Below are 22095 nucleotides of genomic sequence, written 5' to 3'. Positions count from 1 at the left end.
CGCGCCGACACATGCGCCAGCCTTGACGCTCGAGGCGAAGAACAAATCTGCTCAGGTCACGATTTCGGGGACCGACAGCGGATGGGATCGCTTTCTCGGTTTTTGGGAACGGTGCTATCGGTTTACCCTGGAATGGCTTGGTGCACACCCTGTCTTAGCGGTCATCACACTGGCTGCGCTCCTGTTCTGGCGATGGCAGGCTTCGCAAACCAAGGTTGCGCTTGCCGCGCAAAAGACAGAGTATCAAAAGGCTCGCGCGGCAGCGAAGGCCTCGCCTCAAAAAGGGCGGGGTCGTAGATGATTGTCGGAAACATGACGCTGTTTGATTTCATCCCCGTGGCCGTACTTGCCACTTTGATGGGAATGGCCGTCTTACAACGGCAGGTGTCCCGTACGGCTCAGAAAACTCGGCTCGTCCTTGCGCGGAAAGGCGAGGCCTTTTTAGCCAGGACAGACGTGCCGTCCGAACTTCGGCAAGATGTTGAACGCTGGCTCGAGGACCCTTTCCCGTGTAATTGCTTCTTGGGCTTCTTGTTGCTCCCGGTGCTCCCGATAGCTATTTGGATCAGCCTAGCAAACGGAAAGAATAATCGCCGCTACTTCGCTGCAATGGGCGCTTCGCACGAGGCGAGGGCATCTTATCTCGAGTTGAGGAGCATTATGCGAAAGCTTCAACTCGCGAACCATCCGATCATGACACCCTTGAGTGACTTGGTCGTAACGCTCTCGCTCGTTGTAGCGACACCTTTTCTTCTGCTGTCCCACAAGGCATCCGAGGCGTCGCTTGATCGCGACGGCGCGACTGTGACGATAGATGAGTTTTGGTCGCACTTGCCCAAGCTCGCGAAGTGAGTTGAACGACACAGCCGAGCCAGTCGCCTTGGTAACGGGCGGCTCGGCTGCTGGTCTCGACGCCTTGCAATCAGGGATCGCATCCCCATTTAGGTTGCGAGCCTAGGCTCATTAGGCCCGTCTGAGTCCCAATGTGGCAGACGGGTTTTCTTATGCCCGTCAGCCAGGCCTGGGCGACAGTTCAGGCGGCGGCGGACAACTCAGCCCCTTCATGCCGTTGTCGGCCGCCCATCGGCATAGCCGCCCGACCGCATCCCAGCCGCGCTCGCCCCAACCCTCAATGGCGATGTCATGGGCTATGCCCGCCGCATCGCTGCGCACCGCTTCAGGCGGCATGATCGGCTTGGCCTCAACGGCCAGATCGGCACTCGGCGGGTAGATCAGCGTCACGCGTTCCCTGCTCGCGCAGCCGGTGGCAAGCAAGAGCGACGCGGCCAGCAGTGGGGCGGGCATCAGGGATCGCAGAGACAGCATCGGTTCGTTCCTTTTCCAGTCGATTGTTGATCTTGAGATCGGTCAGCCGCTGATCGGCCGCCCGATCGCTGGCCGCCGCGTCCGTCGCGCGCGCCTGGGCGTTGGCGGCCTGGACGGCGCGGTCTTGTCTGGCGCGCTCACGCCCGCCCGCCGTAGCGGACCACCAGATGAGCACGATCATAAGCAGCAGACAGGTCGCCGCGGCCGCCCAACCGGCGGCGGTCAGGGTGCGGAATGCTTCCCTCATAGCACCAGCTCGAAATGAGGGCTGTCGGTCTCGCCCCGCTCACGCGGCTTGCCGTTGCGGTTCCAGTCTGCGCCCCAGCGGATCGGAACGCCCAGCTCGGCCGACGCCGCGAACATGGCCTTGGCGATGGCGTCGAACTTCGGGAACCGCACGGGCCCTTCCCAGTCCACCGGAAACGGGATCAGATCGACGGCGTGGCCATAGCTGGTCTTGGCATTGACGAAGTGGTCGCTGGTCAGCGTCCACGTTACGACCTGGCCAGGCTTTGTGCGCCCCTGCGCATAAAGCTCGCGCTGGCGCTGGGGCGTCCGAACGCCCTCCAGCACGGAGAAGTCGACGGACGATAGCTCGATGGCGCGCTCGACTACTCGGATGAGATCCGGGTGAACGCCAGTGAGCCGGGCGCGCGACTGCGCACCAAGGCGAAAGGCCATGATGGTCTCCAGTTCAGATTGTAAAAACTCCCCGTTCCCTCTATGTCAACGAACGCGGGTCTCTTGGGACGGGTAGGTGGAAAAGGCTGTGATCCTGCGAGTACGGCGCGCCGGAGGGCCCGAGCCCCGCGTCTGGTATGAGTACGCGCCTATCGTCCATGGCAGACCCAGACGGAGAGCCGATCACATGATGGCGTCGCCCGAAACAGCCGCCCTCCGCGCTCGAAAGTATGGATTTGAGCCTACCGATGACGTCCTCGATTATGACGTCGAGCAGGGCCGCATCATCACCAAATGATTTGGCTCTGCTTTGGAGGCGAAACATGCCGAGGCGGCGCCACAGAAGAACCGGACGGATCACAGAGGTGGTTTTGATCGCACTATGCGCGGCGATATTCGGTGTGCTCTTGTGGATGGCTGTGGGCTGAATCCTGGCAAGCCACAAGCAACTATAACCGAGAGCGCTGCGTTCAGACTCGCCTGACAGGGGAGGTCTGGAATGAGGCAAACGTCAGTGATCGAGCGCGCCTTGGAGTTGGCCGACAGCGGCAACTTCCGCATTCCCAGCGAAGTGCGCAGGGCTCTTTTGCGGGAAGGCTACACGCAGTCAGATTTGTTCGGGCTGGAAGGCAAGGCCACGTGGCAACAGCTTCGGGAACGGTGCGGGAGCGCCGCCAAGCAGAAGGCCGACAATCACAGCTGATGGCCGATTAGCAACCAAATCCTGCACAGCCTGTTGACCTGATATGACTGGACTTGGTGGATACCTGCTTGCGGCGCTCGACAGCCTCTTCAAACGACTGACCGGGAACGAGCGCCTGCTCTAGCGACCGGGACCGTTACGCCGCCGTAAGCAGCACGGCCACGATGATCAGGATTACGAGACCAGCCCCGGCCATCATGCACAGGCGCACGCAGCGGCACGGCTCCCGCTCGCTGGCGGGTCGTCCGTGGGGTTCAGGCGGCAGGGCGAAGGCCATCTCCGCCACGACCTGATCAGACACGCCCCGGCGGACAGCGAAGCCCAGCAGCCGCTCCGTCCACGGCGGCGGCGCCCGATCCCGCATCACCCATTCCAGCAGGACGAGCGAGAGGCCAAGCACGACGAAGGCGGATGCCGGGACAAGGGCGCTCATGTGCTGAACCGCAAAGGCCCGGCCGGGGAAGACGAACGACAGGCCCCGCGCCACCAGAATGAGCGTCGAGGCGAAGAAGAAGCCCCGAACTGCCCAATGGGCCGTGATCTTGGTGTGATAGGTGGGCCCGAGCAGGCGGAACACCTGGCTCAGCACCGCCCCGGCCGACAGGAAAACAAGCCCCGTCGCCAGAACCATCCAGTCGTGAGCGGTCATCGCTGTGTCTCCTTCAGAACCGCGTGAAGCGCCGCATAGGTCAGGCGCTTGGTGAAGCCGAAGAAGCCGCGAGGGTCGTTCGCCGCGATCCAGCCCAAGGTCATCGCCACCCCGCGCATGTCGAGCGCGGGAACGACGGCGATCAGGCTGGGCGTGAACGCTTCGGCCAGAATGGGACCGGCCACGACGCCGAGCCCCAGATGCAGCCACGCCTTGCGCTGGGCCAGCGGATTGCCGGCCTTGGCGGAATAGGCGGTGACCAGACCGACGGCGCCGAAAAGCACGCCGCCGCACAGGCCCCAGAACGCGGGGAAATCCCTCGGGTCGAGCATCCGCCCCTCCAAGAATGTCGGCCATAGGTGAGAGGCAGCCGACGCCTAGAGCGCGGGCTTGAGGGGACGAACCGGGTTCGTCAGGCTTTGGCGCGCGGGCTTTCGGCCCACCCGGCGTCGGTGATGCAGATGCTGGTGGGTGTCTGGCACGTATCGCCATAGGTCGCCGCCGACACCGACGAAAACTCCGAAGCCGTAGCGACGCGCGCGTTGGCTATCGCATCCTCTGGGCGCGTAACAGCTCGGTCGGGACAGCCAGAGGCCCGGGCAGCAGAGGTGCTCGCCGCCCTGGCGCTGGCGATTGCGGCCTCTGAACGTGCGTAGGCGGCATGTGCGCGGACACCGGCGATTTCACCTTCGAGGCGGCGAATACGACGCCAGATCATGGCGGTGTTTAGTGAGATTGCGAGCAGGGATAAGCTCGACACGAATATCGCAAGCGAAGTGATGTTCATTGCTGTTCTCCTTTGTGGTGGTTCGTCAGGCTTCCGGCTCTGCCGGGGCCTCGGGCTCTTCTTCCGTCTCGGGCTCAGGCGCGCACAGCACCTTGGCGTTGACCATGGCGAGCAGGCGCACCTGAGCCAGTTCGGCGGTCAGGCCATCGGGATAGAGGCCGTCCGCCTGCCCCTGCTCGATCAGGTCGAGGATTTCACAGAGCTTCTGGCCCACGGCGTCCTGGTGGACGCGGCGCGCGGCGAGGTGGTCTTCTAGGGTGGTGGTCATCCTTCAGTCTCCGTTATTGAGCGATTACAGTGAACGAAGGGCAGTGACATCGACCTGCCCAGCAGCGTTGCTCACATTGACGGTTCCGGGCGCGTCCGCGCGCCAGTCGACCCCGTAGGTTACGGCGCCGCTCTTTGTGGCCGAGCCCAGCATGGGCTTTGCGTCGAACGTGCCGGTCTCCGAGTTGGCGAGGAAGGGCACGGCCGCGCCTATGTTCGCCTTTCCGGCAGCATTCTGTTCCCAAAGCTGAAGGAACCCGCCGACCGTGGTAGCGCCCCCTGGGGAGATCATGAACAGCGACGGCGTGACGTTGGCCTGAATAATGTTCCCGGCCGCCGCGTTGGAAACCGATCCTGATGCGAGCAGCGCGTAGGACGCGCCCGACGTGGATCGCCCCGAGAAGTTGATGATCTTGCGCCCAGACGAATCGCCGCCAAGCACGGCAGTCCCGCGATAGACTTCGCCGTCCGTCCCAAAGGAGAAGTAACCGTTGGTGCGGCTCATGCTCGCCAGGGCGACGGTGTTGGGGCCAAACCAGAGGATGACCTGAGAACCAGATATCCCGAAGCCGGGGCCGATGGTCAGCCGACGTCCGGCGATATCAACGCTGACCGGCGCGCCGAAATAGGCCTCGCCGTTGATCAGTTCCAGGGCAGTGACGATCTGGTCGCCCACTACGTTGCGCAGGAACAGCTTGGTCGCGGCGAACGCAATCTCGGTTCCGCCAGGCTCAGCCAGCGCCTTGATGTAGGCCGGGTTGCCGTCAAAGGCGAGGATCAGCTCAAAGGCGGCCTGTCCCAACCGGGTGAGCGCATCCACCGAGGCCGAAAGAGCCAAGGACGCCTGCGCTTCAACCTGCTGTACCCGCCCAGCCTCAATCTCGGCCGACGTCGGCGCGCGCACATTGACGCGTTGCCACCGGAGGTTTTTCGCGCCCCCAGGCCCTCCGCTCAGGCTCGAGAAGTTGTTGAACAGGTGGAGGCGCACCCCGCTGGGGTTGTCGGCTGCCGTGGGCAGAGCGACCAGCTTCGCGCCCGTATAGGTCTGCCCCACGACCCCGACACCGTGTTCATCAAACAGGTGGACGCGGGCAATCTTATCGCCACCACCCTGTAGCACCGTGGCCTGAAGCCCTGCGGTCCTGAACGATCCGCTATGCAGCAGCACCTCATATTCGACCACGACGTGGGTGATCGGCCCTGGCGCGACGAAGCGCGACGACCCCAACAGGACGCCGCTATCTCCGCCATCGGAAGAGTTCACCTCTAGGCAGACGCCGTAACGCGCCGACGCGGTATTTCTCGCCGTGGTGCCGCCAGTAAAGATTGAGGCTCCGGGAGGAAGAGACCCGGTCGCCCAGTCCAGCCAAGTGGGGTTTTTGTGGTAGCCGACGCCCTGACCGACCTGCGCGGCCAGGTTGGCGGCCAGTTGCGCCGAGGCAGCGGAAGCGCTGGCGCTGGACGACTGAGCCACTGCCGTGGCGGCGGCGGCCTGGGCGTCGTTGCGGGCAGCTACGGCAGTGCCGGAGGCAGTCGAGGCCGTGGCGGCAGAACCAGACGCATCCGAAGCCGACGACGCTGCCTGATTGCGGTAGGCCAGCGCCTCGCCAGCTCTGGTTGCGGCGGTTGTTGCTGCCCCCTCAGCCGCCGTCGCCTTCTCGCCCGCCGTTGTGGCGGAGGCGGCGGCATTGCTGGCCGAGGTTGAGGCCGATGAAGCAGACGATTGCGCCGCATCCTTGGCCGCGTTCGCCGCGACCTGCGACGCCTGCGCTGCCGAAGCCGAGTTGTCCGCTTCCGTCGCCTTGGTGTTGGCAGTGGATGCAGACCCCGCAGCCGCCGACGCAGACCCAGCAGCAGCGTCCCGGCTGTTCGCTGCGTTTGTGGCGCTGCTGCTGGCGTTCGCCGCCGATCCCGCCGCGTCGTCGCGGCTGCTGGCGGCCTGCGTCGCTGCTGTCTGGGCCTGCCCGCGCGCCGTCTCGGCTTGGTTCTTGGCCGTGGTGGCCGCCGAGGCTGACTGACTCGCCGCCGTCTCGCTGGCCGCCGCGCTCGACGCTGATGTAGCGGCGGCGCTGGCTGATCCAGCCGCGTTGACGCTCTCGGTGATATCGTGGACTGAGAAAGCCGTGATCCGCATTTGAGCGCCGGGTTCATTTGAGGTGCCCGCTGCATTCAGGTTCGGGGTGCACCCCAGCGACAACCACTCGGGGCCAGAGCTGATGCTTGTGGCGCCCGCCACCGTGACGCCGCAGGCGATACGGGCGCTAACCTCCGCGCTCGCGCCCGGCGCGACTGGGGTCAGGGCCAGCCAAGAGTTGCTGTTGAGGTTGACGTTGCTCGCATCGAACCGGGCCACGCCGATGCGAACGCTGGCGGCGAGTGATCCGGCGGGGACTGCGGCTCTAAGCCTGATTTCGATGACCTTGCCGTGGACCCACCTGACCCGCTGTTTGGGTCCAGCTGACGATGCGGAGCCCGTAGGCGCGACATAGGCCCCGCCGATTACACGTCCTGCTGGCAGGCTGGGGCGAGACGCCGGCTCTCCTGCCGATGCCAAATCGGTCCACAGGTCTGCACTGATGGCGTTAGGAATCCCAGCGATAGCCGCGCCCACTGCCCCATCGCGCGCCGCTGTCGCCGTGACTGACGACGCCTGAGACGCTGCCGCGCTCACACCGGCCGCATCAGCAGAAGCCGAAGCTTGGTTCTTGGCCGTCACGGCGGCATTGGACGCGGCCTGAGCGTCATTCTTGGCCGTGGCGGCGATCCCTGCCTGAGTGGTCGCGGTCGATGCTGCTCCGGTCGCCGTCGTCGCGCTGTTGGCCGCTGAGGTTTGGGCCGTCTCCGCGCCCGCCCGTGCGGTTTCCGCTGCGGTCTTCGCGGTCTGCGCGGCGCTGGCCGAGTTTTCCGCACCTGCCTTAGCGATGAGCGCGTCAGCCTTTGCCTGGGTGGCCACAGCTTCCGACGCCGCCGCAGCCGCCGCCGAAGTCGCCGCGCTGGCCGTGTCGCCGTAGACCTCTTCCAGGGCTTCCACAGCCTGACGGTTCTGATCCGCCAGCTCAGCCGTGTTCGTCAGCCTGTCCAGCACATCCTGAACCGGCTCGCGATTCAGGTGGGTGGTGTCGTCGGACACCAGCCCCGGCACTGTGATCGGGCCATAGAAGCGCCGCTCGGAGAAGTTCTCCCCGCGCAGGTAACTGGCAGCGATCCAGATCATCGCGCCCGGATCGGCCTGCACAGGGATCGAGGTGACGGTCGGTGGCCAGATGCCCGCTGACTGCCACGCGGCGTCGACGGGCGGCGGCGTATTCGGGTCAACGCCGACCGGGACCACCCACCACTCGAAGTGGACCGCAGTAGCTGTGCCGTTGCTGACCTCACCGACGATGTCGATGATCGGAACCTGCACGCCGCTCTCGCCCGGCGGGCGTGGCACGATGGTCCAGTCGCCCGGCAGCGGACCCGTGACTTCCGTCGGGTCAGGAACCGTCAGGCCGGGATACTCCGGCATGGTTGTGGTCTTGCCCAGCGCCAGCGGGTGCTTGCTGTCCGTCTCAGAGCGGAAGGCGATGCGCACCTCGCCCACCCTCGCGTCGTAGGACCGGCCAAGCACCAGCATCTTCACGCCGTCGAGCATGAAGCCCGGCTCATCGATGTCGAAGCAGTCGCCCAGCTTCAGCCGGCGCAGGTGCGGCAACAGCGGTATCGTGCCCGAGAAGGGCTCGCGCGCGTCGAGGATGTCATAGGCCGCCAGCTCAGCGCCCTGCTTCACCTTGGAGACGAAGCGGTACTTGATCTGGTCGCTGCGCTTGCCGCCGTCTTCCGTTACCAGCGGCGCGAACGACACCGGGTCCATGGGCGCGTGTTTCCACTTGTGCGCCTCCGACATGATCACGGGCGTGATCGTGTTCAGCCGGTTGAAGCGGCTCGCCCCGGTGTCCAGTTCGATGGCGCCGGCCGTATCGCGACGGGTGATGGTGACGATGGAGGGGCGCGGGGCGCCACGGCTGACGCAGCTGATCTTGCCGGCCACTCGCGAGCGCTTGGCCCCGCCGGCTTCCAGCAGTTCATCCAGAACGACGGAGGCGTCCTCGGACGTGTCGGGCCACGCCGCGACAGTCCAGGCGTTCGCATCTGCGATGTTGGCCGCCTCGACGAAGGCCGGCAGGTCCACGCCCTGAAGCGAAGCGCCGATGCCGCCGACGACCTGGCCGTTTTCGACCATGCCCAGCGCCCAGTTCAGGGCGGCGATGATGGCGTTGTCGATGTAGCGATAGGTGGAGCGCACGCCGTAGCGACAGGGGCCAGCCCCACCCGGATAGGTGTCATCGTAGCGAGGGTCGTAGCCGTAGACGCCCTCGAGCACCTGCATCGGCTTCGGCTCGCCGGACGGGTAGACGCTGAACTTGGAGTCCTGCTGAAGCGTCAGCAGGTCGCACGCCTTGCCCGACAGCTTGTAGGCTGCCCCCCACATGGGCATGACCGCGCCGCCGTCGAGGCCGGTCGGCAGGCTCGGGGCGGTGTCCGGCTGCTCGCCCAGCCGCCAAGACCGCCACATCTGGCGGCTGTATTTCCCGATGGCGGTGCCGCCGTTGGAGACGAACGACACCGGCAGTTCGTCAGCCGTAAAGCCCTGGAAAGACTTCACCGGTCCCGCGCCGGAGTAGACGGAGACGATACCCTGCAGGCGGTTGTCCTGGCCGTACTCGTCGCGGTGGACGATCTTCCCGGCCACGCCCATGCGGCCGAACAGGAAGGGGATGCCCTGATCAGGGTTGGACGTCCAATCGCTGGGCGAGCCCGAGGCCGTCGACTTCGGCTTGTCCAGCATCGACCCGGCGGCCATTAGGCCAGCCGACATCAGCTGCAGGTTCGCCACGGACATGGTGCCGATGCCGGCGATGCCCATCGCCGTGACCTGCAGGCCAGCCAGGGCGCCCACGCCCGTAGCCATCAGCACTGCGCCGCCGATAATGGCGCCGGCCGTCTGCAGGGCCTTACCCATCGAGCGTCCTCCATGCGCAGTAGCCCAGGCCGTCGCGCGCAAAGCCCGTCGGCCCGGTCAGGACTTCGGCGTTCGGGCTGTGATCGGTGAAGGCCAGGTAGTTGCTGTTGCCCATCGCCACGGAGATGCAGCCGACGTCGTGGTCGGTCTCCAGCGCCACCAGATCGCCCGCCAGAGCGCGAGCCGGAGCGATCCGGGGGAAGCCCAGGCTGTCGATCGCTTCGGTCAGGTTGGCGAAACCCACCGCCTTGAGCGCGCGAAGGCCCTCGGCCTCGTTTCGCCACTTCAGGCCCTTGGCGAACGGCACCTTGATCCCGAGGCCATGCAGGACATGCAGTGCCATTCTCGGGCAGTCGCGTTTGCCCGGCTCGTAGGGCAGGCCCTGGAACCGTCGGCGGGTCGCCTGTGCCGCCTTCATCCGACGCTGCAGGTTCTTCACGCGGCGCGCGTGGTCGATGTCGCTCATACTTGGCTCGCCACAATGTTGGAGCTTCCGCCACCCCCGCCGCCGCCGTATCCCCCGCCGCCGCTGATCGACCCGCGCGGCTCGTTCTGCCGCCAGTAGACCTTGCGGCCGAGGCCGGTGACGTGGCTGAGCCCAAGCTCGCCGGGCCAGACGGATTGGTGGAAGGGATGGGAGAGGCGCCGGTCCTCGTTCGGCTCGTTCAGCCGGGCCTCTTCGGTCCCGCATTCGAGGATCAGTTCTTCGGTCTCGCCGATGATGAAGCGGGCGAAGTCGTACTCGCCCTGGAACAGCAGGTCGGGTTCGCCCCACAGCAGGCCCGTTTCCGGGTCGAGGGCGCAGTCGTAAATCTCGACCTTGGCGTCCTGATGCTTGCGGTCCGCCATGGCGACGAGAGCGTCATAGCTGGCCGGATAGAAGCCGATGTCCACGCGCGTGGTCTGACCGTCGACGCCGTCCTCGAAGGTCGGCAGGTCGCTGATGACACCGTAGGTGCGGTCGCGCTGGGTGAAGAGTTCGCCGTTCCAGACGAGGAAGCCGCCCGTCGTGAGCCGAAGGGTGAAGTCGGCCGTGGTCAGGCGCAGGATCTGCACCAGCCAGCGGGCCTTACCGGATCGCCCGGCGATGGCGGCAGGGTCCACTATTCACGCTCCTCGATGGTGAAGCGGAGGCGGACCAGACGGTCCACGGCGTCGATCGCGTGGGCGTCCTGTTCGAGGGTGGCCCACCCTTCCACCTTGGGCTGGGCGATCTCGATCACGGCGTTGTTGACTAGGGGGTAGCGGATCATCGTGCGCAGCGGGACGGCCAGATTGCCGGACCCATCGGCTGTCGCCGCGGCGCGCGACTTGTAGGCGTAGCGCTGATCCTGGCTGATCACCGACAGCCACTGGCCCTTGCGGAAGACGTAGCCTGGGGCCACGCCCTTGAGGTGCAGGGTGCGGCCGGACTGCATGGCGCCGTTGACCAAGGGCGAGCCGGGATCACCGATGGCGAGGCCCGGCTGCAGAATGTCCGCGACGATGGTCTCGTCCTCGGTCAGCAGATCGTCGAACGCCAGACTGTCGACGTACGACATGGGCGGGTACTCGAAATCCCACGCCCAGCGCGTGCCCGGGCGCAGGTTCCGACCGACAGGCCCGCCGTAGCCCGGCCGGGTCTCATTGCGCGCAAAGACGGGCCGAGGCGTCATCTTCGACGGCCTCGGGGAGGTCGGCAGTATCAAAGGCATGGAGCTTCCCTACGAACCGCGTCGCTGGCGTCCGACCGCCTGGCGCTGCTGCCGGGCCGTCTGGCTCATGGTGAGTTTGGGGGCGTCGTTCATGGCGCGGCCGTAGGCTCGGGCCTCACCGGCGGCGATCTCGCCTTGGATTTGTCGCCAGAACTCAGGCGTCATGAGGTTGCCGGAGAACTGGTAGGTGTTGCCGCCGGCCATTTGCGGCTGGCCGGACCCGCCCGACGACAGCGCGCCCAACGGCACCGCAAAGCCGTTCTGCGGCATGAGGATGTCCTCGGGGCCATGCTCCCCGACGCGATACCAGTTGCCGCCGGACATGGCGCCACCGGTCGCCCTGCCCCCGCCGAAGCCGAAGATGGAGCCGATGCCCGACCAGAAGCCGCCGCCTTCTTTGCCGAGCCCTTTTGCGGCTTCGCTCAGGAGGTCGAACAAGTCGTCCGCCAGATTGTCCAGCATCCGCGTCGTGAAGCGGTCGGCCAGGTTGTCGAAGAAGCCGCCCAGGTCGCCGTCGATGGCGGCCTTGATCCCATCGGTGAAGGCGTAGCGGAACTCGTCACGCATCCGGCCCGTCTGGTCGGCTGTGTCCAGGCGCTGCCATTCGTTCTCGGCTTGGGCGCGGCGCGCTTCCGCCGTCAGTTCGGGCCGCAGCGACAGCAGGTCGTTGATCCGCTGTTCGATCCAGAGTTCGCGCTCCCGCTCCTTGATGCGGTCGGGGTCGCCTTCCAGTCGAGCAATCTCGGCTTCAAAGCCCAGGCGGTCGAGGAGGAGGTCGTTCTGGTGCCTGGCCTGCTCTCCCAGCTCCTTCCAGAACTCGATGCTTTGCTTCTCCCAAGCGGCAATCTGTTCATTCTTCGCCAGCGCCTCATTCATCGCAGCGACCTGCGCGGTCGCCCTGAACTCGGCGTCTTCGTAACCGGCCCGCTCGAACGCAGCCGTCAGGCGGGCGATGTCGAGCTTTTCCTCCGCAGCGCGGATGCTCGCCCTGTCGCCCTTGGCCCGAGCGAGATCCAGTTGGTTACGAAGCTCCAGTTCTTCACGAATGCGGGCTTGGTCGCGGGTCCGGTCGGCTCGCTCAGCAACACGGCGCGGGGCCGTTGGCGGAAGGGTGATGTTGCCGCCGTCCGAGCGGTCGGTACGCGCAGGCGTCGCCCTGTTCCCGCGATCCATCAACTCCCGGCCATAGGCCAGACGCCGAGCGTTTAGAGCGTCGAAGTGCTCCTTCGCGTCGATGTACTCCGGAGGGTTGAGAGGGTTGATCCGCGACGACGAGGGCAGGTTCGGCGCCCCTCGGGCCAGCACGCTTCCCGTCTCGCGGGCCGACAGCGAACGGTACGACGCGCCTTCGACCTGTCGAGCCCGGACAATCTGGCCCGTCATCTTGTCCGGTGAGCCGTAGCGGCTGATGAGAGCGGCCTGCTCCTCGGCAAGCTGCTGATCTTCTCGGCGGATGCCCCGGGAGGTCTTGTTCTCTAGATCGCGCCAAGCATCCATGGCGTCGGCAAGCGTGCGAGCCAACTCAGCCACCAAGCTGATCGCAGTCAGGATGACCGGCGCCAGATCAATGAAGGCACTCTTCAGGTTCACGTCGATGACCTGGGCCAGCGTATCGAACTGGCCTTGGGCTTCGCTGGCGCGCTTGACCATCTCCTGGTCCATCACGATGCCAAGCTGGCGGGCTTCGTCGCGCAGGGCGGCCACATCGACGGCGTTGTCGCGTAGCGCGGCAGACAGGGAGCCAAGGCCCAAGGCTTCAGCGACGGCCGCGCGCTCCGCTTCAGTCTTCAAGCCCTTGATGCGATCTATGACGGTGTCGAGCGCCTCCTCAGTCGATTTGAACGACTTCAGTTGCTCAGGGCCGATCTTGATGAGGTCAAACGCCTTGTCGGCCTCTTTCGACGTGCCAGCCGTCGCCTGAGACAGCTTCTTCGCGAAGGACTCAAGCGCCCGATCAGCAGCGCTCGCGTCTTCGCCCGCCTGCTTGGCGACGTAGCGCCACTCCTGAAGGGCGTCCGTTCCGATCCCTATGCGCTTGGCCGCGTCGGAAATGTCGTTGGCCATCTTCTGGCCCGCAAGGCCCAAGTTGAAGGCGCCCGCCACAGCGAGGCCCAACACCGTCACGAGCGCGGTCACTGCGGTGGCAGCAGCGGCGGCCATGCGACCAATCCCAGCTCCGATCCGCGAGGATGAGCCGCGGATGTCCTGTTCGGCCTTCTCGCCAAAGCCTTTGAGGTCGGCCTCCGCCTGGCGAAGGTCGTCCTTCATCTTCTGGCGGGTCGCGCGCAGTTCAAACTCTGCGCTGCCGACGACATTGCCTTCAGCCATGGAGCCTCCAAAGAAAAAGGCCCGCCGGAGCGAGCCTCGGGGCAAAGAAAAAGGCCCGCCGGAGCGAGCCTTTTTTTGGATAGAGATCACGCAGCTACTGCCGCGCTGCGGACCTACTTGGAGCTGGATGGCATATCGTAGCTCACCCTGCCCTCAAGGAAGAATTCTAGAAGCCGCTTTCCTCGTCGAAAGACGGAAAGTGTAACCTTAGCCGCAATGAGGGCATTCCCGCCCGCCATCTTCAGGATACCCGGATACGGATAGGCTTCCATTGCGTCGGAAAGGGCTTTGGTGCTGATCTGGATCTTATCAGACAGCGGGCCCGTCGAGGGGAAACGATCTGAAGGCATACGCAGCAGATTGTGCTGCCTGAGGAGATCATACAACGCTTTGTAGCGCTCCTCGATCTCCCCGAGGTTCTGCTCCAGATGCCCTACAAGTTCTCTCACCTCTGAGAGAGGTTTAGTTTGACCTTTGACTTTGACGTAACCCGGCGAATGATACTGTATGCCTTGAACGTCCAAGCGGACGCTACGCGGTTGCGTCGCCGTCAACGATTTGTACAGACTGACGTAACTGCCCCCACCCTCGAAGGGCTTAAGGAACGCCTCCTGGATTGCTCGCCGCTTATCTAGAGAGGCTTGCTGGTCGAGGAACGCATCGACGCTGCTAAAAACCGCGTAAAGATCAGTAACTTGGCCGTATAGTTTGGAAAACTCTTCGAGATCCCACTTCCCATCAATGCCGAACGTTTCCTCAGAGCGCCCGGACAAAGAAGGAAGCTTCACGGGCTCCGTGTGTTCTCGCGCAAAAAGACCAGCGTCAGGGAACAGATCTTCGTGTTCTTCTGGCGTGGGCTTGTGCCGGGAAAGCTTTACTTCTCCAGAAGCCAAGGTAGCCATATCGAAGATGAAGTGACGCTTCATGTCAGGCTTCATCAACAGGTAGCGTAAATCGAACCGCTCCCTTATGTAATCGACGAACTGTTCATCGGTCACCAGCGCCCCGAAGAACGGAAGCTCCATATTCTCTCTGTCGATTGCAACGCCCACCACTTTCGACCCAGCCGGCCCCGAAAGCAGGACGACTTGTGGCTCGCCGGCAAAGAGCAGCACTTGCTCGAACTTGGCCTTTAGAGTTTTTCCCTTCAAAGCCATCTTAAATGCTCACGATGGTATGGGAGGTCGCCGCAGGGACGAAGTCGGCGTACGGCCAGAAGTCGATGTGGTTACCACTTGTCTTCTTTGATTTTCCGGCCCCTTCTGGGATCGAAATCCGCACTGCCCATTTGCACTTTTTGAATTTGGGCAACTTCTTCATCGGCTTCACGTCCAGCACGAGCGAGCAGGAAGCCCAACGGCATGGATCAACATCGGGCCGGCACGGCTTTCCCTTGGCCGCGTGAGACGCGAAGGCTGGCGGGGCCAGCGAGGGACCGTCGAGCAGACGATAGACCTCAATCCACTCCACATCTTTGGCATCCGTCGGAGGACATTGCGCGGGCAGATCTTCGGCGAAAATAGTCAGGCCCCCCTCTATCATGCCGCTTCATATCCAACGGTGAGGATTGGTGCAACCGACGTTATCTCGGCGGCGAGGTTCCGAAGTCCGTTCCCTTTCAGTGAGTCTCCCTCGCCTCTTCCTCGGTCATGGTGATCTCCTGAGCACCTGATAGTCTCCTGCCATGGCCATCGACCCCGACGACCGCTTCGCCGATCTGAACAAACGCATCAGCCGCCTAGAGCGGCCGCCGTCGCCGCCCCCACGCAAACTCGGACCGCGAGAACTGTTCGCCCGGCGATGGTTTCGACGCGCGGTGCTCGCGTGGTGCCTGCTGCTCTGGGCCCTAATGGTCCTGCAAGGAAAGGGCGAGATGTCGGTCGTGACGATGATCCTGACCTTAGCCCTTTGCATCGCCGTCGGCCTGGGCATCAACGTGCTCTATTGGGACTATTGGGAGTTCGGGAGAGGCATCGTCAGTCGCATTCTAAGGCGGAAGAGGGATGCTCCGTGAGATCGACCGCAGTGAAGGTGATCGCCTGGGGCTCAACGATCAGTCAGGATTGAGTGGCGAACCCTGTACCACCAGAAGGAAACGGCTCCGACTACAGCTCCGCCTGACGTGTAGCCCAGGAGAACCAGCAAACCTGAGCCAGGAAGGAAAAACAGGCTGGCGCAGGCGCCCATGAGCGCACCGTGGCCCGCTGCCAGGCTGATCATAGCCCTCTGCGTTACAAAGCCGCTCAGGATGATCTCGAACACGAGGATCATGCATAGGCAGAAAAGAGCGCCAACACCGAAGAGTGGATAGACCCTTTCGCCTACGAACATGCCGCCTGCACCTGCAAAGGCCACGGCCAGCACCGCAAGGACGACAACGGTTGGGCCAATGAAGCGGGGGATGGGCTTGGTCATGCCGAAGCGAGGCTAGGCGGCATCGGGGGCTCGCTCAACCTCAATCCCCCATCGACGCCGCCATGCGATGGAGCTTAGCCCGCGCCGTGGTCATCTCCTAGGGGCGGTTGCCGGTGCGGCCGTTAGCCTTGTAGCCTGCGGGCGCCGGCGGAGGGAATCATGGCGGGGCTTCTCGTGATCATCATCTGGATGGGATGCGTGTATCTCGTCCTCAAGGGCATCTCGATCCTTCAGATCGGCATGGCCTCGAACAACGCCAGCCGCGGCGGGCTGATAGCGATCGGTTTCGCCGCGCTCACCGTTTCAATCATCGCAGCGCTCTTCTTCCTCAGAGCGTCGGGCGAGCAAGCCTCTGCGCTTTCAAGCCTCGGTGGATTCTGAGGCATCGTCTTCGACGCCCAGGCCGTGCATCATGGCGAAGCTGGCGATCAAGGCGTCCCCATCCGAAATGGCCTCTTCGACGGGGTCCAGATAATGCTTGAGAGAAGACAGCCGCTGCTCTCGGGCGAAGCGTTCACTCCACCACCCCATCGCCATTGCCCTCTCCATGGCTTGCCGGTGCGCCTCATGGACGAGGGTCCGCGCCACAAAGGGGGTGCAGCGCCAAAACCTGTCTTCGGTGATCCCCGCTCCTAGCGCCGCGAGAAGAAACGCCTCCACCACGTCACGCGGCGCTTCTGAGGGTTTTCGGGAGCCTCTTCGGCAGACCTCCCATCCGGGCCGTACTGAGCCAACTCCCAGGCCCGCCAGAGAGCCTTCATCGTGTCGGCCATCGGATAGGCCGCCACCGGCGCGCGGGCCACCTCTTCGGCCGTGATCGCGCCGCTGGTCAGCGCCTCCAGAAGCTCGGCGCGCGCGGTCGCTGAAGCTTTCTTGCCCTTCTGGAGCGCCCGAAACTGCGTGATGAACCAATCGTGCCCGTGTGCGTCGAGCACCGCGAACGTCAACTGGAGGGCTACCGCCCGCCCGCCCGGCAGGGGAAGGCGGACGATCCCTTCGCGAAGGTCGGAGGCGTCGCTCATCAGACAGCAGCACCGCGAACCGGCGCCGCCTTCGGCATGATGCTGCAATCGCACATCATCTTGCCGTCAACGCTGTGGCTCTCGCCGATGACGACGCGGCCGACGAAGACGGTGGCCTTGGTCAGTCCCTTCAGGCGCACCTTCACGTCCTCGGCCGAGGCGTAGGCCGCGAATAGCAGCTCCTGAGTCGCGTCGCCGGGCTGGAGGTGCATCTGGAAGGTCAGGGGCGGGTTGGTGCGGGCGCCGTACAGCGTTTCTGTCTCGCCAACCGGCGTGTCAAAATCGGTGGCGTCGGTCTCGCGCGGCGTGCCGCCCGTGTACGAGGCCGTGGTGACGCCGGGGATCACCTCCCAATCGGGCGTTTGGGTCGTCGAAGTGTCGATCTCGACCTTCACAGCGCCTTGGACAAGAGTTGCCATTGCTCAGTTCCTTTGCAGGCATGGAAAAGGCCGCGCACAGCCTGCCCTGGGCGCGTTGGGGATGGACTCGCGACACATTGTTCGGCGAAATACTCGCCTCTCAAATCAAAGCCGGAGGTTGTGGTGGGGGTTTATGCGGTCAGCTTCGAGCTCAAGTCCGACAGCGACTACAGCGAGCGATACGATAGCTTGATGGAGCAGCTGAAGCTGAAGGGGAAAATGTGGGACGAAACCACGTCGTTCGCCCTCGTCGAGACGGATGAGAGTTTGGACAGCTTCGAGAACCGGCTCTACTTCAAGTCCAAACTGAGCAACACGAGGGACAAGCTGTTTGTCGTTGATGTGACCGACAGACCATGCATCGCCAGGGGCGCATTCGTAATGCCGTTCACCCTGAAATCGATCATGCCAAAGGTGGTTCAGAAGTAGCGCTGATGCACTTGGATCGGCACACGGAACAGCTGCGTGCCGATCCACATTACGATGCGCAGGCGCATGCTCTTGGTGCGCGATAGAGCCATTTCGATCTCCAGTTCGGGGTTCAGGTGTTGACGAGATCCAGGCGGATCGTGACCCGGCGGCCGGTGTAGGCCTCGTCCGTCGTCGGGGCTTTGACCGGGCCGGTGACGCGGGCCACGTCGCAGCGACCGCCGGTGACGACGGGGCTTTCCGGCGAGTTGTGGAAGAGGTCCCTCACCTGCCGCATCAGCGTGTCCAGTTGGGCGGCCGAGCCGGTGCGCCGCTGATAGCCGCGCACGTCCTGCACGATCAGGCGCCCGGTCTCGCTGAAAGTCTCCAGCGCCACGTCAGAGGTCGGCACGGCGATGATCAGGAACGGCTTCGAGGGCTTCGGCTCCTGGTCGAGGAAGTCGTCGGGCGCCGTCTCGTTGAAGATGGCCGGCTGACCGTTCCAGGTGGCCAGCGACGGGGCGACGGCGGCGAGGCGGGCGAAGATCGTAGCGGTGGAGTTCAATCCCTCGCTCCCTCGATAAAAGCCTGCCGCAGGTCGTCGGTATGGTCGGTCGCCAGCAGCCCGAGGAATGGGCGCGGCGCCATGCGCTCGGTGCCCTTCTCCAGCGCTTCGGCATATCCAGCGTTGGCTACGACTCGCCCCACCAGATCGTCGCCCTCCTCACGGATGTTCGGATCGGCGTTGGTGTTGGATCGCAGGTTGTTGGTGTCAGGCGCGGGCGGCTCGCCTGGAGCCGAGGCTTGGTGCTTGCCGTAGATCTTGCCGGAGCCGGGCCGGCGCAAGATGTCTTCCTTCAGGATCGTCTCAGCCTTGCCGAGCGCGCCTCGCAGACCCCGTTCCCCTGCATCCGCTGCGATCCGGGCGAGAACGCCGTCGTAGAGCGTGACCTTGGCCATCAGCTGGCCTGCAACTTGTAGAGAGCGCTGGCCGGGTCGCCGGTCTTGGCGATAACGTCGAAGGTGCGCATGGCCCCGCCGTTGGAAGGGTCCGGCGCGGTGATCTTGTGCCCCTTGGCCGGGATCACGCCTGCAGGGAGACTCCCGCCGAGAACCAGCACCTGCCGATCTGTCGCGGGGATGCCGAGGCTGATGCGGCGATAGTCGCTGTAGTCGGTGACCAATGCCTTGCAATCATGCGTCACCGGAGCGCCCGGCACCCACCCGCCCTGACCGTCGGAAGTCGCCTCCCCTGGCACGGTCAGGACGCCGTCTTCAAAGTCCTCCGCGAAGTCCTCATAAGCGGCTTCGGCTTCACCGGTGATGATGCTCATGCCGCCCTCTTGATCGAAATGCTCTCGTCGCAGCGGCAGGCCACGATCTCGTCAGTCCCCGCCCCAAGGGATGCATCCCCCGGATACATCATCAGGGCGCCGCTCGGGCTCTGGAATGGCGCCGTCAGGCCGCGCACCATCTGACCGCCCATGGCGTCGTGCGTGTCCCGGACACGGCGGTCTCCGGCGTTGTGCCAGGCCCGCTCGATCTCGGCTTCGGTGATACGGCCGCTGTCGACCAGTTGCTGATAGGCTTCCTTCTTGGCCGCCCGGATGGCCGGAATGCCTTCGGTTCGCGCGATGATCTCGCCGCGCAGTTGAAGCAGCCGCCGCTCATAGGCGGTGATCGCCTTGGCTGCGATCTCGGGGTCCACGGCCCGTCCTTCCCGGATGGCCTTGGTGATGGAGCGGTCGAAGCGCCGATCCCGGCGCCCCCGGCTCAGATAGTTCTTCAGAAGCCCCGGATCGGCCGAAGCCAACTCGGCGCGCGCTGTGGCAACATAGGCCCGCTGCGGGGCCGAGAGCCCCATGAGGCCGCCCTCCCGCTTTCCGGTCACTCGGCTGATGCGGCCGACCAGATCGAGCCCCACCGCCCGCGGATGCGCCCCGCGCGCCATGCCCTCGGCGATGAACTGTCGGGCCTGCTCGCGTTCGGTCTCCAGCAGGCCGGTGATGAGACGCCCCGCGGTCGCACGGATGATGGCGGAGGCGCGCTGGTTGCCGGGGTCGAAGCGGAAGCCGACGGCGACGCTGGCGGGCATCGACGACGTCGCCGCCTGCCCCCCGGCAATGAAGGCCTCGTTGATCTTGGCTTCCAGGGCGTGGAAGGCGGCTCGGTCGAGGTGCAACGCCTCTATCGCTTCATTCAAGTTGCCCTGCTTGATTGCAAGCTGAAGGCGCTGGAACTCAACGCCCGCCTTCAGCTCAGACACCACAGCGGCGAACGCCTCTGCGACCTCCACGCCAAACTTCGCCGCCAGCTCCGCGAAGAGCTGTCGTTGGGTCGGTCGTTTTGCCATGGGCTTAGGGCCTCAGCTGCCCTGCGTGGTGCGCGGCCTCTGCCATGAGGTCGAGGTAGGATTCAAACTGCGCCTTAGCGAGATCACGATAGTGCTGGACTTCGCTCTGAGGCTGACCGTGAGCGATGGCCTGATGCATCTGACCGGCCGTCGAGGCGCAGTCCATGATCGTCTCCGTCGCTAGCGCCATCGGCATGCGATGGGCAGTCAAGCGCGGATCATCTGCGTCGATGCGGCGGGTCACGATCTGGACAGTCGCACAGGTCATGTCAGACCACAAACACAGCGATCTGCGGGGCGGAGAAGTACGGCGCGAGCAGGCCCTCGACGGCGCTCAAGCGCAGCGTGTTGTCGGCCACGGCGTCGCCGCTGCCTTCGAAATATTCCTTCTCGATGACGTCGATCTTCTTACGCTTCAGGGCGCCGGCGCTCGTCGCTGTAACCGATAGGGAGCCAGGCTTTAGCGCTTCCTGGAAGGCGGCCGCATAGGCCGCATGCTCAACGGCCACGGGAATGATGTTTGAGGGGATCGGCTGACCATGCGCGCATGCGCCAACACGAGGCCAAGCGCGATCCTGGGTAACCCCCCCGGTCGGCTGGCCGGAGAAGCGGGAGCCGTACAATCCGTCGATGTACTGGCTCCCGCGCTGCCGAAGGATGGCGGGCGCAGGCGCGCTCTCGGGCAGGACATGGCCGTTCATGGCCAGCCATTCCGCAAAGCCCTGGTCAGTGCCATAGCCCGCCATCGTTCAGCCCTCGGCCTTCGGGGCAGCAGCGCCGCCCTTCTTGCCGTCACCGTCGTGATCCAGGGGATCGCGCGCCTTGGCCTTCTTTTCGGCTACCTTCACCCCATCACGGGCGAAGGCGTCGATCTGCTCTTCGGTCAGGGGCCGCGCATTGGCGACCTCAGCCTCGGAGTTGGCCGCGACGACATGGAAGCCGCCGCGCACCTTGAAGGCCTTGTCGAGGGCCGAGCCGTTCTTCACGGCGTAGGTGGTGAAGTCAGCCATCACTTCACCCCCTTACGCAGGACGTCCGGACGTTGGCAGAAATACAGCGGGTAGCTGTACAGCTCGCCGCGGGTCCACGCCTGACGGTCCCGGTCAGGGATGTTCATGGCGTAAGTGTCCTGGCCCAGCGTGTTGACGTACGGCCCGAACTCGGCCGGAGCCATCGCCTTCTTGAAGACGTCCTTGGCGCCGACCGGGAAGAACTTGGCCTCGTCCGGATCGATGGCGACGGTCGAATTGTCGTCCGTGCCTCGGTAGTTGTGCCAGGTGATCCCGCCGTAGGTGAACGCCTGCCAGGTGCGGTCCTGACGCAGGTCCGCAGCAGCCGCCCAGTTCTGGTACGTCTTCTCGACTTCCGGGTTGGTGACCAGGGAGTCGTAGAAGCCGTCGCCGGTCAGGGCGTGGATGGTGGTGCCGGGCGTGAAGGCGCCGCCAGCCGAACGCGACATGGAGCGGGTGACCTCGGCCGTCTTGAGCCGGATCGCGCCAGTGGCGGGACTGGCGTTGTCCAGGTCGAAGTCGATGGCCGGGGCTTCCGTGACGCCGAACTCGGTGAAGTAGTTGTAGATCACCGTGGTGCCGTCCGCGTCCAGCAGGAGGCCCTGCAGGGCGCCCAAGCGGTGGAACTCGTGCGTCAGGTCCATGTCGTCGCGCACGGAAGCCATGCGCTTCAGATACTCGGCTTGAACCTGGGCGAACTCCGTCTCGGAGCCGAAGGCGCGGATGCCCTGGATCTCCTCGGCGTAGAGGGTGAAGCCCTCGGCCAGGCGGGTGGTCTTCAGCGGCACCGCGTTGCGCGGGTCCACGACCAGCTCCTTGGGCGGAGCACCGACAGGACTCGACGGGATCAGCGTCAGCTTGCCCTCGCGGCGGTCCACGAAGACCGTGCGGGTGCGAACCGGCATAGGCTCGAAGATGTTCAGCGAGCCCAGCAGCTGGGGCTTGTAGCCGACCTTGTTGACCGCGCCGGTGAGCGAAGTCATCGAGAAGGCCGACGAGTTGAAGATGTCCATGGACGCCATGGGTTCAGC

Annotated in this window: 30 protein-coding genes; 5 read left to right on the top strand and 25 right to left on the bottom strand. The window is 64.6% G+C overall.

Features of this window, described 5'->3' with window-relative positions:
• Positions 1-297 precede the first annotated feature (297 nt).
• Positions 298-852, top strand: coding sequence for a hypothetical protein (locus D1604_RS12860; protein WP_119413619.1), 555 nt, complete (start codon positions 298-300; stop codon positions 850-852).
• A 159-nt stretch (positions 853-1011) separates the two neighbouring features.
• Here D1604_RS12860 and D1604_RS12855 read toward each other — a convergent pair whose 3' ends face one another.
• Both D1604_RS12855 and D1604_RS12850 read right to left on the bottom strand, forming a co-directional pair.
• On the bottom strand, positions 1012-1242 hold the full coding sequence (locus D1604_RS12855) for a hypothetical protein (RefSeq protein ID WP_147399927.1): 231 nt from the start codon (positions 1240-1242) through the stop codon (positions 1012-1014).
• A gap of 327 nt (positions 1243-1569) precedes the next feature.
• Positions 1570-2007 carry a M15 family metallopeptidase gene (locus tag D1604_RS12850; protein ID WP_119413617.1) on the bottom strand — a complete coding sequence of 146 codons (438 nt, stop codon included), beginning with the start codon at positions 2005-2007 and terminating at the stop codon, positions 1570-1572.
• A gap of 514 nt (positions 2008-2521) precedes the next feature.
• On the opposite strand from D1604_RS12850, the gene D1604_RS12845 reads away from it, so the two are divergent.
• Positions 2522-2710, top strand: coding sequence for a hypothetical protein (locus D1604_RS12845; RefSeq protein ID WP_003164070.1), 189 nt, complete (start codon positions 2522-2524; stop codon positions 2708-2710).
• Between the two features lie 136 nt (positions 2711-2846).
• On the opposite strand, the gene D1604_RS12840 is transcribed toward D1604_RS12845, so the two are convergent.
• The 11 genes from D1604_RS12840 to D1604_RS15670 all read right to left on the bottom strand — a co-directional run bounded on the left by D1604_RS12840 (position 2847) and on the right by D1604_RS15670 (position 14979).
• A complete protein-coding gene (locus tag D1604_RS12840; RefSeq protein WP_119413616.1) occupies positions 2847-3359 on the bottom strand; it encodes a hypothetical protein in 513 nt (170 codons plus the stop codon).
• Positions 3356-3691, bottom strand: a complete 336-nt coding sequence (locus D1604_RS12835; RefSeq protein ID WP_233552085.1) for a hypothetical protein — start codon at positions 3689-3691, stop codon at positions 3356-3358. Before D1604_RS12835 ends, D1604_RS12840 begins: the two co-directional genes overlap by 4 nt.
• A gap of 80 nt (positions 3692-3771) precedes the next feature.
• Positions 3772-4146 (bottom strand): hypothetical protein, encoded by a 375-nt coding sequence (locus D1604_RS15675; RefSeq protein ID WP_147399925.1) that lies wholly within the window; start codon positions 4144-4146, stop codon positions 3772-3774.
• 25 nt (positions 4147-4171) lie between these two features.
• On the bottom strand, positions 4172-4414 hold the full coding sequence (locus D1604_RS12830; protein WP_119413615.1) for a hypothetical protein: 243 nt from the start codon (positions 4412-4414) through the stop codon (positions 4172-4174).
• Positions 4415-4438: 24 nt separating this feature from the next.
• Complete coding sequence (locus D1604_RS12825; RefSeq protein WP_119413614.1) at positions 4439-9415, bottom strand: coiled-coil domain-containing protein; 4977 nt, start codon at positions 9413-9415, stop codon at positions 4439-4441.
• A complete protein-coding gene (locus D1604_RS12820; RefSeq protein ID WP_119413613.1) occupies positions 9408-9881 on the bottom strand; it encodes a DUF6950 family protein in 474 nt (157 codons plus the stop codon). Before D1604_RS12820 ends, D1604_RS12825 begins: the two co-directional genes overlap by 8 nt.
• The gene (locus D1604_RS12815) at positions 9878-10519 is read right to left on the bottom strand and encodes a hypothetical protein (RefSeq protein WP_119413612.1); all 642 of its coding nucleotides are present in this window, start codon (positions 10517-10519) and stop codon (positions 9878-9880) included. Before D1604_RS12815 ends, D1604_RS12820 begins: the two co-directional genes overlap by 4 nt.
• Entirely contained in the window at positions 10519-11070 is a 552-nt protein-coding gene (locus D1604_RS12810; RefSeq protein WP_119413611.1) for a hypothetical protein, read from the bottom strand. The genes D1604_RS12815 and D1604_RS12810 overlap by 1 nt, the downstream gene beginning before the upstream one ends.
• A gap of 48 nt (positions 11071-11118) precedes the next feature.
• The gene (locus D1604_RS12805) at positions 11119-13437 is read right to left on the bottom strand and encodes a hypothetical protein (RefSeq protein ID WP_119413610.1); all 2319 of its coding nucleotides are present in this window, start codon (positions 13435-13437) and stop codon (positions 11119-11121) included.
• A 113-nt stretch (positions 13438-13550) separates the two neighbouring features.
• Complete coding sequence (locus tag D1604_RS12800; protein WP_119413609.1) at positions 13551-14594, bottom strand: hypothetical protein; 1044 nt, start codon at positions 14592-14594, stop codon at positions 13551-13553.
• Between the two features lies 1 nt (position 14595).
• Positions 14596-14979, bottom strand: a complete 384-nt coding sequence (locus D1604_RS15670) for a hypothetical protein (RefSeq protein ID WP_147399924.1) — start codon at positions 14977-14979, stop codon at positions 14596-14598.
• Between the two features lie 142 nt (positions 14980-15121).
• Between D1604_RS15670 and D1604_RS12790 the strand changes: the two genes are divergently transcribed.
• On the top strand, positions 15122-15451 hold the full coding sequence (locus D1604_RS12790; RefSeq protein WP_119413607.1) for a hypothetical protein: 330 nt from the start codon (positions 15122-15124) through the stop codon (positions 15449-15451).
• A 32-nt stretch (positions 15452-15483) separates the two neighbouring features.
• Here the strand turns inward: D1604_RS12790 and D1604_RS12785 are convergent, their stop codons facing one another.
• Complete coding sequence (locus D1604_RS12785) at positions 15484-15852, bottom strand: hypothetical protein (RefSeq protein WP_119413606.1); 369 nt, start codon at positions 15850-15852, stop codon at positions 15484-15486.
• A gap of 159 nt (positions 15853-16011) precedes the next feature.
• On the opposite strand from D1604_RS12785, the gene D1604_RS12780 reads away from it, so the two are divergent.
• Complete coding sequence (locus D1604_RS12780) at positions 16012-16233, top strand: hypothetical protein (RefSeq protein WP_119413605.1); 222 nt, start codon at positions 16012-16014, stop codon at positions 16231-16233.
• On the opposite strand, the gene D1604_RS15755 is transcribed toward D1604_RS12780, so the two are convergent.
• The 3 genes from D1604_RS15755 to D1604_RS12765 all read right to left on the bottom strand — a co-directional run bounded on the left by D1604_RS15755 (position 16213) and on the right by D1604_RS12765 (position 17293).
• Complete coding sequence (locus D1604_RS15755; protein WP_158584940.1) at positions 16213-16389, bottom strand: hypothetical protein; 177 nt, start codon at positions 16387-16389, stop codon at positions 16213-16215. The two genes, D1604_RS12780 and D1604_RS15755, sit on opposite strands and share 21 nt — an antisense overlap.
• 95 nt (positions 16390-16484) lie before the next feature.
• Positions 16485-16874, bottom strand: a complete 390-nt coding sequence (locus tag D1604_RS12770) for a hypothetical protein (RefSeq protein WP_119413603.1) — start codon at positions 16872-16874, stop codon at positions 16485-16487.
• Positions 16874-17293 (bottom strand): hypothetical protein, encoded by a 420-nt coding sequence (locus D1604_RS12765; RefSeq protein WP_147399923.1) that lies wholly within the window; start codon positions 17291-17293, stop codon positions 16874-16876. The genes D1604_RS12770 and D1604_RS12765 overlap by 1 nt, the downstream gene beginning before the upstream one ends.
• Positions 17294-17416: 123 nt before the next feature.
• On the opposite strand from D1604_RS12765, the gene D1604_RS12760 reads away from it, so the two are divergent.
• Positions 17417-17722, top strand: coding sequence for a hypothetical protein (locus D1604_RS12760; protein ID WP_147399922.1), 306 nt, complete (start codon positions 17417-17419; stop codon positions 17720-17722).
• A gap of 112 nt (positions 17723-17834) precedes the next feature.
• On the opposite strand, the gene D1604_RS12755 is transcribed toward D1604_RS12760, so the two are convergent.
• The 8 genes from D1604_RS12755 to D1604_RS12720 form a co-directional block, all read right to left on the bottom strand.
• A complete protein-coding gene (locus D1604_RS12755; protein ID WP_119413601.1) occupies positions 17835-18266 on the bottom strand; it encodes a hypothetical protein in 432 nt (143 codons plus the stop codon).
• Positions 18263-18661, bottom strand: coding sequence for a hypothetical protein (locus D1604_RS12750; RefSeq protein WP_119413600.1), 399 nt, complete (start codon positions 18659-18661; stop codon positions 18263-18265). The genes D1604_RS12755 and D1604_RS12750 overlap by 4 nt, the downstream gene beginning before the upstream one ends.
• Positions 18661-19035: a hypothetical protein gene (locus D1604_RS12745; protein ID WP_119413599.1), complete on the bottom strand. Its 375-nt coding sequence runs from the start codon at positions 19033-19035 to the stop codon at positions 18661-18663. The genes D1604_RS12750 and D1604_RS12745 overlap by 1 nt, the downstream gene beginning before the upstream one ends.
• Positions 19032-19997 carry a head morphogenesis protein gene (locus D1604_RS12740; RefSeq protein WP_158584939.1) on the bottom strand — a complete coding sequence of 322 codons (966 nt, stop codon included), beginning with the start codon at positions 19995-19997 and terminating at the stop codon, positions 19032-19034. Before D1604_RS12740 ends, D1604_RS12745 begins: the two co-directional genes overlap by 4 nt.
• Positions 19998-20058: 61 nt before the next feature.
• Positions 20059-20265 carry a hypothetical protein gene (locus D1604_RS12735; protein ID WP_147399921.1) on the bottom strand — a complete coding sequence of 69 codons (207 nt, stop codon included), beginning with the start codon at positions 20263-20265 and terminating at the stop codon, positions 20059-20061.
• Positions 20266-20323: 58 nt separating this feature from the next.
• The gene (locus tag D1604_RS12730; protein WP_119413596.1) at positions 20324-20800 is read right to left on the bottom strand and encodes a DnaT-like ssDNA-binding protein; all 477 of its coding nucleotides are present in this window, start codon (positions 20798-20800) and stop codon (positions 20324-20326) included.
• A 3-nt stretch (positions 20801-20803) separates the two neighbouring features.
• Complete coding sequence (locus D1604_RS12725) at positions 20804-21064, bottom strand: hypothetical protein (RefSeq protein ID WP_119413595.1); 261 nt, start codon at positions 21062-21064, stop codon at positions 20804-20806.
• A complete protein-coding gene (locus D1604_RS12720) occupies positions 21064-22086 on the bottom strand; it encodes a major capsid protein (RefSeq protein WP_119413594.1) in 1023 nt (340 codons plus the stop codon). Before D1604_RS12720 ends, D1604_RS12725 begins: the two co-directional genes overlap by 1 nt.
• Positions 22087-22095: the final 9 nt, after the last annotated feature.

It is taken from the genome of Brevundimonas sp. LPMIX5 (assembly GCF_003576505.1).
Taxonomy (GTDB): domain Bacteria; phylum Pseudomonadota; class Alphaproteobacteria; order Caulobacterales; family Caulobacteraceae; genus Brevundimonas; species Brevundimonas naejangsanensis.
The sequence above is the reverse complement of the archived record's forward strand: the minus strand, read 5'-3'. Positions and strand labels throughout refer to the sequence as shown.